This is a genomic window from Polaromonas sp., from assembly GCF_029945925.1.
Taxonomy (GTDB): Bacteria; Pseudomonadota; Gammaproteobacteria; order Burkholderiales; family Burkholderiaceae_C; genus Polaromonas.
Genome location: NZ_JAQSDN010000033.1, coordinates 1 through 13,321, shown reverse-complemented (window position 1 = coordinate 13,321; position 13,321 = coordinate 1). Strand labels below are relative to the sequence as shown.

Genomic DNA, 13,321 nt, shown 5'->3' with positions numbered 1-13,321 from the left:
GACGCAGCCGTGACCGGTGAGCGCTGCCACGGCGGCGGGGGTCGGTCGCTTCCGAATCGCTGCGTTGCTCTCTTAATAATAGCTGCTCACGCAGAATAGGCGCTGACTGCAGGCCGATTTCATGTGCAGTGATGGGATAGCGCCCGTTGAACCACGACCCGCGGGCTGCGCGGCTTGCAAACGGCTAGGGATAACCCCCTCAAAAGTCCATGCCCAGCCACGCTCGCAGGCGCTGAAATAATCCATGCTGTTACATTTGGTGGCAATTACCGACCCGCGTCTACCTGATGCTGGCCAGCAGGCAATCAGCAACAAGCGTGAAGCAAATGAAGCAAATGAAGCCGTCGGAGCAGTCGGAACAGCTGGAGCAGCTGGAGCAACCGCAATCACCGCAAAACCTGCAGGACCGCCTGCTGGCGCTGACGCAGCTAAACCAGGAGCTGCAGCAGCAGTTGCGGCAGCAGGCCGACCGTCTCGAGGCCCTGGAGCGCGCCGCCGGTGACGCAGACAGCGGGCAGCAGTTCACCAGCGCCTTCGAAAACGCCGCCATCGGCATGGCTGTGCTGGACACCGACTCGCGGCGGCTACGCGTCAACCAGGCGTTTTGCAGGATGTTCGGTTATTCACCTGCCGAGCTGATGGCTCCCGACGCCCCCGAAGTCACCCACCCGGACGACGTGGCCGAGGACTTGCAGCAGCGCAGGCGCGCACTGGCTGGAGAGATCGACAACTACCAGCGCGAAAAGCGCTACCTGCACAAGTCGGGCAGTGTGATCTGGGCCGCGCTGACCTGTTCGATGGTGCGCGACGCACAGAGGCAGCCCCTGCACTTCATCCTGCAGTTGCAGGACATCACCGAGCGCAAACTCGCCGAGCAGCTTTCGCGCGCGAGCGAAGAGCGCTTTCGCGCGCTGGTGGAGTTGTCCAACGACTGGTTTTGGGAACAGGACGAAAACTTCCGCTTTGTCCAGGTCGCGGGAGAGCTCGCCGACATGGGCGGCCTGACCAATAACAACAGCATCGGCAAACTGCGCCGGGAGCTGCCCTATGTGGGCATGGACGACAGCCAATGGGTCGCGCACGAGGCGCAGCTGGCAAGGCGCGAGCCTTTTCGCGACTTTGAGGTCACGCGGCTGGACTCTGATGGCCAGGTGCGCCACCTCTCCATCAGCGGCGTACCCATTTTTGATGCCGCCGGGCGCTTCACCGGTTACCGGGGCACAGGCCGCGACACCACCGAGATGCGCCGCTCCAACGACCGGGTCCGGGCCAGCGAGCGCCTGCTGCGCGAGATCACCGACGCCGTGCCGGCACTGATTGCCTATGTGGATGCCGAGCAGCGCTGCCGCTTTCACAACCGCGCCTACCAGGATGCCTTTGGCCTTTCCAGCGAGGAGATCCTGGGCAAAAGCATGCGCGAGCTGATGGAGCCGGCGTTCTACGAGAAGCTGCGCCCCCGGGTGGAAGAGGTGCTGTCCGGCTACCCGGTGATGTATGAGCGCAGGCAGCGCTCGTCCAGCGGCGACGTGCGCGACTACGTCGTCAATTATTTCCCGCGTTATGGCGAAGGCGAGGACGAGGGCAAGGTCATCGGCTTTTACTCCCTGGCCACCGACATCACCGAGCTCAAGCGCATCGACCGCCTGAAAAGCGAGTTTGTCTCGACGGTGAGCCATGAACTGCGCACCCCGCTGACCTCGATCCGCGGCTCGCTGGGCCTGGTCGCCGGCGGCATGGCGGGCCAGCTGCCCGACATGGCGATGAACCTGATCGGCATCGCCAAGAGCAACTGCGAGCGCCTGATCCGGCTGATCAACGACATCCTGGACATTGAAAAAATCGATTCCGGCAAGATGCGCCTGGACCTCGAGCAAATGCAGTTGCTGCCGCTGCTGACGCAGGCCATTGCCGCCAACGAAGGTTACGGCCTGGCCAACAATGTGAGCCTGACGCTGCACTGTGACGACACCGACCTGCAGGTCCATGTCGAGGCCGACCGACTCACGCAGGTGGTGACCAACCTGCTGTCCAACGCGCTGAAGTTCTCGCCCGCCGGCGGCAGTGTGGACGTGCACGTGCGCCGGGCCGGGCTGGGCGCGCGGGTGGAGGTGCGCGACCACGGTCCGGGCATCCCGGAAGAGTTCCGCACGCGCATCTTCCAGAAGTTCTCGCAGGCTGATGCGTCCGACACCCGGCAGAAAAGCGGCACCGGCCTCGGTCTGAACATCTCGCGCGCCCTGGTCGAACGCATGGGCGGCAGCATCGGGTTTGACACCCGGCCCGGCGAAGGTACGACGTTTTTCTTCGAGCTGCCCCTCTCCCCGGGTCCCACCGGGCCCCTGCCGCGGGGGGCGCGCTCGCGCATCCTGGTGTGTGAAGCCGACGTGGACGTGGCCCGGCTGATCGGCATCATGCTGGACAAGGCCGGGTTTGACTCGGACCTGGCGCACAGCGCCGAGCAGGCCCTGTCGATGATCACCTCGGGCAGCTACAACGCGGTGACGCTCGACCTGCGCCTGCCCGACCAGACCGGCGGCGCATTTCTCAACAGCCTGCGTCAGAACGAAGCCACCCGCAACCTGCCCGTCATCGTGATCTCCACGCTGACCGGCGACGGGCAGCTTCAGCTCGACCAGAAACCGTCCGCGGTGTCGGACTGGCTGTCCAAGCCGATCGACGAGGAAAAGCTCGTCTCGGCCATGCAGCGCGCGGTGGCCGACCTGCACGGCCGCAAGCCACGCATCCTGCATGTGGAAGACGACCCGGACATCCAGCACATCACCGCCGCCATCGCGGACGACTTCGCCAGCTTTGAATTCGCCAGCAACCTGGCCGAGGCCCGCGCGCGCCTGCGCGACAAGGCCTTCGACCTGGTGATGCTGGACCTGTCGCTCGGCCAGGAGTCCGGCTGGGACCTGGTGGAGCTGATCGACAGCCTGCAGCCCCGGCCCGCGCTCGTGGTGTTTTCTGCCAGCGAAGTGCTGCCCGCCCGGGCGGGCGGGCGGCCCGACGCGGTGCTGCTCAAAGCCTCGACCTCCAACACCGACCTGCTTCAGACCATTCGGCGCGTGCTGAAAATCCCTGTGGAGCCGGCTGCGGGCGTGTGAAAGCTTGCATCGTGCTGGCCTCTGGCCGCGACGCCGCCGACGTGGCCTTCATCTCCGACTACGGCCCGCAGCCGCTGGAAGTCTGCACATGAAGGTGCAGGTCAGCGAAGCCACCGACACCACTGACGCCTGAGAGCGACCGGCGGGCCCTTCGAACGCTCCATTTTTGATAGCTGCTGGCGTCCGCTCCACAAGGGCTGGCGCCCGTTTGATGCACAAAACATGGGGTCGGTGCTGCCTGGGGCGCTGGTCAAACGCCGCCGCAGCGCAGCATGCAGAGCCTGCCCTTCATCTCAAACAAAGGTGTTTTGCAATAATTTCTGGCTACAAAACAGATAAAAAAGCAATTTATACGCAAAAAAGTACTACATTGGATTTGCGGCCATTTGCAATCAATCGTAACAAACGCGAGTATTTGTAATTTCATACAGATCGGTCGGCCGCAACACCAGCCAAATTGAAGGAGGCCTCATGAAATCAGTATTAGCCATTTTGTTCACCCTTTCCGCCGTCCTCGCCCCACCTGCCATCGCGCAGAAAGAGAAAGCGGCGGCAGCCGGGCCCATACTTATCGGTCAAAGCGCCGGCCTCACCGGCGGGCAGGCGCAGTACAGCGCCGACGTCAAGCAGGGTATCGAAGCCTTTTTCAACGCCGTCAACATGGGCGGCGGCATCAATGGGCGGCAGATCAAGCTGATCAGTGAAGACGACAAGGGCAAGAAGGACAACGTCGTTGCCAACACGAAAAAGCTGGTGGAAACCGACCGTGTCACGGCGCTGATCGGCTACACCAACGGGGCCGGGGTGGAAGCCTCACTCAGCTATATCGACGGCACCGGCGTTCCCATGTTGTCGCCCGCAACGGGCAACATGGGCATACGCGCCAGCTTTCACAAATCGCTGTTCCACACGCGCGCCGGCTATGACGACGAAATGAAGAAGATGGTGAGCCACCTGGCGCTCACCGGCGTCAAGCGCTTCGCGATCGCCTACCTTGACGACGTGGGGCCGGCCAACCCCCAGGCCATGCACGACGCGCTGGCGGCCAGCAAGCTCAAAGCCGTCGCCGCCGTTCCGATGAACCGCAACGCCACCGACTTCAGTGCCCAGGTCATCACGCTGCTGGAAGCCAAGCCAGAGGTGGTGCTGTTCATCAGCAACGGCACACCCATCGTGAAAATCATCGAAGGCATGCGCGCCAAGGGGTATGGCGGGCAGTTCGCCACCAGTTCGTTTTCGGGCCTGACGGTAATCGATGACCTCAAGGCCTTGTCCGCCGGCCTGATCATGAGCCAGGTGCTGCCCCCGACCAGCCGCACCCACCTCAAGCTGATCAAGGACTACCTGCAGCACCTGCAGGCCTTTGCGCCCGGTGCCAAACCGAACTACACCAGCCTGGAAGGCTATATCTCGGCACGCGTGCTGGTGGAGGCGCTGCAACACAGCGGAGGCAACCCGAGCGGCGGCCGCCTGATCGCCGCGCTTGAAAACATCCGCCAGCTTGACCTGGGCGGCTACGAGGTGAAGTTCTCGGCGACAAACCACGACGGCTCCCGCCGCGTGGACACCGGCGTGGTGGGTCGGGACGGTTCACTGAGGTTCTGACAGCCATCCCTGGACCGGCGCCTGCCGGGGCTGGCGTCCACGCGTCAGAGCATTTTCAATTGTGCAGCTCATATCGCTATTATTTTAATAGCTATTAGCGCTTTCCCTGCAAGGCGTAGCGCCTGTTTTCATTCAAGGTCACCGTTCCGCCCGGCCCGGTTTCGCTCAGTTCTCGTAGCTGCCGTCCAGCCGGTCCAGCTTGCGCAACAGCGCCGGCCAGACAAAGGGGCCACCCATGCCGCCGCCGCGCACATACACCGCCGCGCGGTCGTCGCCGGTGTAGATCTCTTCCTCAAAATGAATCAGCTCGCCGCCGGCCTGTGCGCTGAGCTGGATCTGGCAGGTGCTTTCAAAGCGGTACATGTTCATGAAGGCGTCGGCAATCGTTTCGCCCACGGTCAGCAGGCCGTGGTTGCGCAGCACCAGGTGGCGCGCGGTGCCCAGGTCTTTCTGCAGGCGCGGCTTTTCGTCGTCGCGGAAGGCCACACCTTCGTAGTCGTGGTAACCCAGCGAGGCCAGCACAAAGGCCGACTGCTGCGAGATTGGCAAGATGCCGCACTTCTGCGCGCTGACGGCCACGCCCGCGCGGGTGTGCGTGTGCAGCACACACGTCATGTCGTGCCGCGCCTCGTGCACCGCGCTGTGAATCACAAAGCCGGCCGGGTTGACCGGGTACGGCGAGTCAATCACCTTGTTGCACTGCTGGTCTACCTTGACCAGCGACGAGGCCGTGATCTCGTCAAACATCAGGCCATAGGGGTTGATCAGGAAGTGATGCTCAGGCCCCGGCACCCGCGCGCTGATGTGCGTGAACACCAGGTCGCTCCAGCCGTACAGCGCCACCAGGCGGTAACAGGCGGCCAGGTCCACACGCAGCTGCCACTCTTCGGCACTGACAACTTCCTGGAGGGAGGCGATGTTCATGGGAGGTCTTCAAAAAAGGGGGCATGACGACAGGCGTGCCGTCAGCAAACGTCAGCGCATCGTAGCACCGCTCACACTTGCGTTTGGCGGGAAGCGGCCATGCGCGCCGAGGTCTTGGCCGTCAGGCGCCGGGATTCAAACTATCATGGGCCTAGTGGCGGCCGCTCGACGGCGCTGCACTACAAACATCGTTTTCTCACCTCCTTGCTTATGACTACCCAGACCACCCCCTCTTCACCGCTTGCCGAGCGATCCACCGGCCTGCCCAGGCCTGCGCGCGCAAGCGCCCTTGTCGTCGGCGGAGGCACCATGGGCGCCGACGTCGCGCTGGTGCTGGCGCGTGCCGGCTGTCGCGCCGTGGTCGTGGAACCCGGTGCGGCCCGACGGCAGGGACTCGATGCCTATTTCACCGATGGACTCCATACGCTGGAGGCCGGGCACAGGCGCGGCCTGGTCAGCGCCTGTGCATCGCTGGACGATGTGGACTGGCGCTCGATCGACCTCGTGATTGAATGCATCCCTGAAAAACTCGACATCAAGCAGGCGCTGTTCGCCGAGCTGGTCCGGCGCAGCCGTCCCGACACCCTGCTGTGCAGCAACAGTTCGAGCTTTCCGATTTCCGCGATTGCGCAAGGTCTAGCTACCGCGCAGCGCATGCTCGGCCTGCATTTTTTCATGCCAGCGCATCTCGTGCCGCTGGTGGAGGTCGTGCTCGGCAAAGACTCGGCCGCCGGGCTGGCCGATGCCTTGTCGGACTTCATGCGCGGCTGCAGCATGGTGCCGGTGCTGGTGCGCAAGGACCTTCCGGGCTTCCTCGCCAACCGGCTGCAACATGCGCTGGCGCGTGAAGCCTTTGCCATGATCGATGCCGGTGTGGCCACGCCGGAAGATGTCGATGCGGCCGTGCGCTTTGGCTTCGGTTTCCGTTTTCTGGCGGCCGGGCCGGTGCTGCAGCGCGACCATGCCGGCATCGACGTGCATTGCGCGGCCGCGGCATCCATGTACCCCTCGCTCGCGGCCAATACCGAGCCGGCCCGGGCGCTGACAGAACGTGTGGCCAGCGGCAAGCTGGGCATGAAAACCGGCGCAGGCTTTTTCACGTGGACGCCGGAGAGCATCGCCGCCGAGCGCAAACGGTATGACGGCTTGCTGATGGCGGGCCTGCGCCTGCTGAAACCAGAACTGCCGCCCATCGACGACGAGTCGACCTGAACCCGGCGCAGGCGCGCCTGCGCGGTCCTTGCGGCGCTGGTGGCGCTGGCGGCCTACTTGGCCCCGGGGATGGTCTGGCGCACGGTAGCCGCTCGCAGGAAATCGAAATCCACGCCCTGGTCGGCCTGTGTCACGGTCTGCAGGAACAGCTTGCGGTAGCCGCGTTCGGCGCTGGGCCGCGTGACGGGGCTGGCCGCCGCACGCGCGGCAAGCTCCTCGTCCGAGATCAACAGGCTCAGTTCGCGACCGGCCACGCTGAGGCGGATGCGGTCACCGTTGCGCACATGCGCCAGCGGTCCGCCAATGGCCGCCTCGGGCGTGACGTGCAGCACGATGGTGCCGGCCGCGGTGCCGCTCATGCGGCCATCGGAAATCCGCACCATGTCCTTGACGCCCGCGCGCGCCAGCTTCATGGGAATCGGCAGGTAGCCGGCTTCGGGCATGCCCGGCGCGCCGGTCGGGCCGATGTTTTTCAGCACCAGGATATCGTCGGCCGTGACGTCGAGGTCGGGCGCGTCGATACGCTGCGCCATGTCTTCGGCATTCTCGAACACCACCGCGCGGCCCTCGTGCTCCATCAGCGCCGGCGCTGCCGCCGACTGCTTGATGATGGCGCCACCGGGCGCGAGATTGCCCTGCAGCACGGCAATGCCGCCCTGCGGATAAATCGGGTTGGAGAAAGGCCGCACCACGTCCTGCGCGAAGCCGGGGCCGGCGCGCTCGAGCTCCTCGCCCAGCGTTCTGCCGGTCACCGTCAAGGCATCGAGATGCAGCAGCGGTTTGAGTTCCCGCAGCAGGGACGCCATGCCGCCGGCCTTGTGGAAATCCTCCATGTAATGCTGGCCCGAGGGTTTGAGGTCGACCAGCACCGGCGTTTCCCGGCTCATCCGGTCCAGCGCCTTCAGGTCCACCTCAAAGCCGAGGCGGCCGGCAATCGCCGTCAGGTGAACAATGCCGTTGGTCGATCCGCCAATAGCCAGCAACACACGCATGGCGTTTTCAAACGCCTTGGCCGTCAGGACCTTGTCAATCGTCATGCCGGTTTTGGCCATCTGCACCGCCAGCGTGCCGGTTTCTTCGGCAATGCGGATCCGGTCGGCGGTCACGGCGGGGGCCGACGCGCCGCCCGGCACCATGATGCCCAGGGCTTCCGCAATACACGCCATGGTGCTGGCCGTGCCCATGACCGAGCAGGTGCCGACGCTGGCGACCAGCTGGTTGTTGACCGCGCCAATTTCCTCGGCGTCGATTTCGTCCGCGCGGAACTTGCCCCAGTAGCGGCGGCAGTCGGTGCAGGCGCCAACACGTTCGGAGCGGTGCGAGCCGGTCAGCATGGAACCGGTCACCAGCTGGATCGCGGGAATGCCCGCCGAGGCCGCGCCCATCAGCTGCGCCGGCACCGTCTTGTCGCAGCCGCCTATCAGCACCACCGCATCCATCGGCTGCGCGCGAATCATTTCCTCGGTGTCCATTGACATGAGGTTGCGCAGGTACATGCTGGTGGGCTGCGAAAAGCTTTCATGCACCGAGATCGTCGGAAAATCCATGGGCAGGCCGCCGGCCAGCATGATGCCGCGCTTGACCGCCTCGATCAGCTGCGGCGCATTGCCGTGGCAGGGGTTGTAGGCGCTGCCGGTGTTGGCGATGCCGATCACCGGACGCTCCAGCGCGCTGTCGGTATAACCCGCGCCCTTGATGAAGGCCTTGCGCAGGAACAGGGAAAAACCCTTGTCGCCGTAATTGGTCAAGCCCCGGGAGATGCCGAATTCGGCATCGTCAGGCGTGGTGGAATGGGGCGCGGCGCTGCCGGAAGAGGTGGGGTGGGTCATGTTGGTTCTGTGGCCTGCCACAGAGAGTGCGGTAAAGTGGCCCATCATAAGATGCAACCCTGCACTGGCAGGCGCGCCTGGAAAAAAAACAGGCCGCACCTTTTTTACAAAGCACAGGTTTGAAACCACCAAGGAGACCCCCGTTGAAATTGCGCCCTATCCCCCTTGAAAAATCCCCTGCAAGACGCGTCCTGATGGCCGGCCTGGCCGCCGCGGCCGTGCTCGGCATGGTCGGCTCGGTCCTGGCCCAGGACTACCCGAACAAGGTGATCAAGCTGGTGGTCCCCTATCCACCAGGCGGCGCCACCGACGTGATCGGCCGCGTGATGGCGCAAAAACTGTCCGTCTCCCTGGGGCAGCAGGTGATTGTGGACAACCGCGCCGGCGCGGCAGGCAGCATAGGCGCGGCGGCCGTGGCGGCAGCGCCGGCCGACGGTTACACCCTGCTCATGGGCGCCATGACCAGCCACTCGATCAGCGCGGCGCTGAACCCGAAGGTGGCCACTTTTGACATGGACAAGAGTTTCGCGCCCGTCGCGATTGTCGGCACGGTGCCGCTGGTGTTTGTGGTCAACCCATCGATCAAGGCCAATACCCTGCCTGAATTCATCGCCCTGGCGAAAGCCAAACCCGCCACGCTGAGCTTTGCTTCGGCCGGCAATGGCTCGCCGCAGCACCTGGCCGGCGAAATGTTCCAGCGCGCCGCCGGCGTGCAGATGCTGCATGTGCCCTACAAGGGCAGCGGCCCCGCCATGACCGACTTGATGGGCGGCCAGGTGGACAGCATGATCGAGACCGCACCGGCCGCGCAAGCCCACATCAAGGCCGGCAAACTGCGCGCGATTGCCACCGCCTCCGCGCAGCGTGTGGCCACCCTGCCCGAGGTACCCACCGCCACCGAAGCCGGCCTGAAGGGCTTTGAAGTCAGCTCCATGTTCGGCATTGCCGCCCCCGCCGGCACACCGGCGGCCATCATCACCAAGCTCAACGGCGCGCTGAAATCCATCCTGACCCTGCCGGACGTGAAGGAATCGCTGCTGGCCCAGGGCGTGATTGCGACCTACACCACGCCGCAGGAAGCCGCCGTGGCACTGCGCAACGAAAGCGCCAAGTGGACCAAGGTGATCAAGGACGGGAACATCAAACCGGAGTAAGCGCCCGATACGCTTGCCGCGTTGCAATGACGATCCCGCCGCCGCTTCGGGGCGGCGCTTGACCGGCCAGCCCGGTCTTTCCGGGCTGGCTGGACTCAGCGTGGCCGGTACATGCGAAACAGCTGCTCCGGCCCGACCGTGAAGTAGTCGCCCGGCCCGCCGCCGCGCAGCACATGGCCGGCGTTGGCCGTGTCGTACACGCCGTCTTTCAGCAGCGCCTGGGCAATGTGCACCGCCACTACCTCGCCCAGCACCAGCCAGGTGTCGATCTTGCTGCCATCCACGCCCTCCAGCTGCAGCACCTGCGTGCGCCGGCACTCGAACGACACCGGGCTCTCCAGCACACGCGGCACCGCCACCACGCGCGAAGGCGCGGGCGTGAGGCCCGCCAGTTCAAACTCATTGACCTCGGGCGGCACCGCGGCGCAGGTCTGGTTCATCTGCCCGGCCAGCGCGCGCGTGGTGAGGTTCCACACAAACTCGCCGGTGGCCTCGATGTTGCGCACCGTGTCCTTGTAGCCAATGCTGGCAAAACCCACGATGGGCGGCACGTAGTTGAAGGCGTTGAAAAAACTGTAAGGCGCGAGGTTCAGCGCACCGGCCGCATTGTGCGAAGAGATCCAGCCGATCGGCCGCGGCCCGACGATGGCGTTGAACGGGTCATGCGGCAAGCCATGGCCGTGGCGGGGTTCGTAGAAGTGAATGGCATCTGGCAAGGCGGGCTCCGCAGCAGTGGGTGAAGAATGGGGAAGCTGACGATACCCGAAAGCACCACATTTCACCGGCGCACAAAAAAGGGCCGCACAAGGCGGCCCTTCTGGCGTGCAGTCCGGGAGGGTCCCGCTGCGTGAGGCTTACATCCAGTAAGGCGAGGTTTTGTAATGCTCATGCACCTTGGTCTGCCAGGTGCGGTCGGCAAAGTCGGGCCAATGGTCCTTGTCGAAGCCTTCGGTGTTTTCCAGCGACGCCTGGGTGGCGTCAAGAATAAAACACTTGTTCACCGCGTCTTGCTTCAGGGCCAGCATGGGTACGGCAAACAACTTGCTGCCGATGCCGAACAAACCGCCGAATTCCACCACCGCATAGGCAACGCGGCCGCTGGGCAGATCGATCATCAAGTCCTTGATGTCGCCCAGGCTCTCGCCAGCCGGGTTGTTGACAGAGGTTCCCTGGATGCTGCCTGCACTCAATAAGCTCATGATGTGTTCCTTGTTTCATCACGCCTGACGGTATTGCCTGGGCGTTGAGGAAAATTTAGGGCAGGCACATGGCGCACAGCCGTGGCGCAGCGCCCGTGTGGATGTAGGAGGATGCCGTCAGGGTCCTGCGTGCCCGCGCAAGACCTGCAGCGCCCGGCCCCACGCGGAACCCGACCGGCTGCGGCGCAACCCGTATTGCTATGTTATTGATAGCTGCCGACAGCCTCTGGTATAGGGCTGCATGCACTTTTTGTCTAATTCCCAGCCATGCAGCCCATGCAACCGCGCCCCCGTCCCGGTAAAAAGTCACCAAGTAAATCGGCACTCCTGCGCATGATCACAGGCATGATGTTCGTAACCAAGTGTTAGGGACGGCGGCAATCACCAATGGCTATTCTTATTCCGGCAATCAGCTCCTGCGTTTCCCGCATGACCAGCGGCGAGCGCAGGCTCGCAGAGCGGCTGGAACAGAAGCTCGACGGCGACTACCTGCTCTGGTACGACGTGCCGATGGGTCCCCGCCATTTGCACCCTGACTTCGTCGTGATGCATCCACGGCGCGGAATCCTGATCCTGGAGGTCAAGGACTGGAGCCCCAAGACCATCCATCACGCGGACAAGCAAAGCTGGCAAGTCTTTATTGACGGCATGCTGAAAACCCAGCCCAACCCAGCGGAACAAGCCCGGCAATATGCCCATGCGGTAGCCGACGCACTCAAGCGCGACCCGCAACTTGTCCATGCAGAGGGCAAGTACCAGGGCAGCTTGTGCTTTCCGTGGAGCTATGGCGTGGTGTTCCCCAACATGACGCGCAAGCAGTTCACCGAAGGCCAACTGGATCAGGTCATTGAGCCGCACTATGTGATTTGCAGCGACGAGATGGTCGAAAAAGTTGACCCTGAAGACTTGCAGAGCCGCCTGTGGGGCATGTTCCCCTTCATCATGAGCGGCATCATGTCGCTGCCGCAACTGGACCGCGTGCGCTGGATCATGTTTCCGCAAGTACGGGTGCCGCCGCAGGGCGGGCTGTTTGACGACAGCAACGAGGAGACCGAACTGCCCAGCATCATGCGTGTGATGGATCTGCAGCAGGAGCAACTCGCGCGCAGCCTGGGCGACGGCCACCGCGTGATCCACGGCGTGGCGGGCTCCGGCAAAACCATGATCCTCGGCTACCGCGCCGAATTCCTGGCGCAGGCCAGCACCGCCAACAGCAAGCCCATCCTCATCCTGTGTTTTAACGAACCGCTGGGCGTAAAGCTGCATAGCGTGATGGACGCCAAGGGCTTGAGCGGCAAAGTGCATGTGCGGCACTTTCACAAGTGGTGCCGCGACCAGCTGGTGGCTTTTGGGCAAACCTTGCCGGGCCAGATGGGCAGCCAGCAGTTTGTGGAAGAGCTGGTGCGGCGCGTCATTGCCGCCGTAGATCGCAAACACATCCCCAGCGGCCAGTACCAGGCCGTGCTGATTGACGAGGGGCACGACTTTGCGCCCGAGTGGCTCAAGCTCGTCACGCAAATGGTGGACCCAACCACCAACAGCCTGCTGCTGCTCTATGACGATGCGCAAAGCATTTACGAACGCAGCCGCAGCAAACAGTTCAGCTTCAAGAGTGTGGGCGTACAGGCGCAGGGCCGCACCACCATTCTGAAAATCAACTACCGCAACACCAAGCAGATTCTGCAAACCGCCAACCTGATTGCGGCCGACTTGTTGACGGCGGACGACAAAGACGATGACGGCATCCCACTCGTCAAGCCCATCAGCTGCGGCCGCGAGGGGCAAGCACCGGTCATCCTCAAACTGCCCAGCCTGCGCGAAGAAGCCTTTGCCATCGCCGACCAGCTGAACAGCGCCCACAAAGAGGGCCACGCCTGGGGCGACATGGCCATCTTGTGCGCAGACTGGAAAACGATGGACCTGTGCGCCGATGCCCTGCACCAGCGCAAGCTGCCCTTCAATGTGCGCAAGTACTCAGGCGACTACAACCCCGCAGCGGACGCCATCCAGATCATGACCATGAAGGTCAGCAAGGGCCTGGAGTTTCCCGTGGTGGCACTGCCCGGGGTGGGACACATGCCCGCCAAGGGCGAGGACGAGCAGGAGGCAGCGCGGGTGTTTTATGTGGCGGCGACGCGGGCTACGCAGAGGCTGGTGATTGGAGTGGGAGGGGATGGGGGGTTTGGGGTGAAATTGGGCACCCCTTGAGCGGGCTTTTTGCATGAGGCAAACAGCCGCTAGTACATCAACACGTAAGTTTCGAAACATAGTATCGCCCAAGCTTTGTATCT

General features: G+C 63.7%; 9 protein-coding genes. 5 read left to right on the top strand and 4 right to left on the bottom strand.

All coding sequences use genetic code 11. The features are described 5' to 3' along the window. Nucleotides 1–326 precede the first annotated feature (326 nt). Together PSV40_RS07640 and PSV40_RS07635 are read left to right on the top strand one after the other, a co-directional pair. Nucleotides 327–3,107 (top strand): PAS domain S-box protein, encoded by a 2,781-nt coding sequence (locus tag PSV40_RS07640; protein ID WP_300536228.1) that lies wholly within the window; start codon nucleotides 327–329, stop codon nucleotides 3,105–3,107. 471 nt (nucleotides 3,108–3,578) lie between these two features. Next, complete coding sequence (locus PSV40_RS07635; protein ID WP_300536226.1) at nucleotides 3,579–4,712, top strand: ABC transporter substrate-binding protein; 1,134 nt, start codon at nucleotides 3,579–3,581, stop codon at nucleotides 4,710–4,712. A gap of 165 nt (nucleotides 4,713–4,877) precedes the next feature. On the opposite strand, the gene PSV40_RS07630 is transcribed toward PSV40_RS07635, so the two are convergent. Further along, complete coding sequence (locus tag PSV40_RS07630) at nucleotides 4,878–5,636, bottom strand: class II aldolase/adducin family protein (protein WP_300536224.1); 759 nt, start codon at nucleotides 5,634–5,636, stop codon at nucleotides 4,878–4,880. Between the two features lie 210 nt (nucleotides 5,637–5,846). Between PSV40_RS07630 and PSV40_RS07625 the strand changes: the two genes are divergently transcribed. Beyond that, nucleotides 5,847–6,848, top strand: a complete 1,002-nt coding sequence (locus PSV40_RS07625; protein ID WP_300536223.1) for a 3-hydroxyacyl-CoA dehydrogenase NAD-binding domain-containing protein — start codon at nucleotides 5,847–5,849, stop codon at nucleotides 6,846–6,848. 53 nt (nucleotides 6,849–6,901) lie between these two features. Here the strand turns inward: PSV40_RS07625 and PSV40_RS07620 are convergent, their stop codons facing one another. Beyond that, nucleotides 6,902–8,677, bottom strand: a complete 1,776-nt coding sequence (locus tag PSV40_RS07620) for an IlvD/Edd family dehydratase (protein WP_300536221.1) — start codon at nucleotides 8,675–8,677, stop codon at nucleotides 6,902–6,904. Nucleotides 8,678–8,871: 194 nt separating this feature from the next. Between PSV40_RS07620 and PSV40_RS07615 the strand changes: the two genes are divergently transcribed. Further along, nucleotides 8,872–9,831, top strand: coding sequence for a tripartite tricarboxylate transporter substrate binding protein (locus PSV40_RS07615; protein ID WP_300536582.1), 960 nt, complete (start codon nucleotides 8,872–8,874; stop codon nucleotides 9,829–9,831). 95 nt (nucleotides 9,832–9,926) lie between these two features. Here the strand turns inward: PSV40_RS07615 and PSV40_RS07610 are convergent, their stop codons facing one another. Continuing rightward, nucleotides 9,927–10,547: a flavin reductase family protein gene (locus tag PSV40_RS07610; RefSeq protein WP_300536219.1), complete on the bottom strand. Its 621-nt coding sequence runs from the start codon at nucleotides 10,545–10,547 to the stop codon at nucleotides 9,927–9,929. Between the two features lie 138 nt (nucleotides 10,548–10,685). Next, nucleotides 10,686–11,030: a PRC-barrel domain-containing protein gene (locus PSV40_RS07605; RefSeq protein WP_300536217.1), complete on the bottom strand. Its 345-nt coding sequence runs from the start codon at nucleotides 11,028–11,030 to the stop codon at nucleotides 10,686–10,688. Nucleotides 11,031–11,417: 387 nt separating this feature from the next. Between PSV40_RS07605 and PSV40_RS07600 the strand changes: the two genes are divergently transcribed. After that, nucleotides 11,418–13,238 (top strand): 3'-5' exonuclease, encoded by a 1,821-nt coding sequence (locus PSV40_RS07600; protein ID WP_300536215.1) that lies wholly within the window; start codon nucleotides 11,418–11,420, stop codon nucleotides 13,236–13,238. The last annotated feature ends 83 nt before the right edge of the window (nucleotides 13,239–13,321 follow it).

Coding starts and splice junctions, on each gene's coding strand:
- PSV40_RS07640 (WP_300536228.1), top strand. CDS start 327: ATGAAGCAAATGAAGCCGTCGGAGCAGTCGGAACAGCTGGAGCAGCTG.
- PSV40_RS07635 (WP_300536226.1), top strand. CDS start 3,579: ATGAAATCAGTATTAGCCATTTTGTTCACCCTTTCCGCCGTCCTCGCC.
- PSV40_RS07630 (WP_300536224.1), bottom strand. CDS start 5,636: ATGAACATCGCCTCCCTCCAGGAAGTTGTCAGTGCCGAAGAGTGGCAG.
- PSV40_RS07625 (WP_300536223.1), top strand. CDS start 5,847: ATGACTACCCAGACCACCCCCTCTTCACCGCTTGCCGAGCGATCCACC.
- PSV40_RS07620 (WP_300536221.1), bottom strand. CDS start 8,677: ATGACCCACCCCACCTCTTCCGGCAGCGCCGCGCCCCATTCCACCACG.
- PSV40_RS07615 (WP_300536582.1), top strand. CDS start 8,872: ATGGCCGGCCTGGCCGCCGCGGCCGTGCTCGGCATGGTCGGCTCGGTC.
- PSV40_RS07605 (WP_300536217.1), bottom strand. CDS start 11,030: ATGAGCTTATTGAGTGCAGGCAGCATCCAGGGAACCTCTGTCAACAAC.
- PSV40_RS07600 (WP_300536215.1), top strand. CDS start 11,418: ATGGCTATTCTTATTCCGGCAATCAGCTCCTGCGTTTCCCGCATGACC.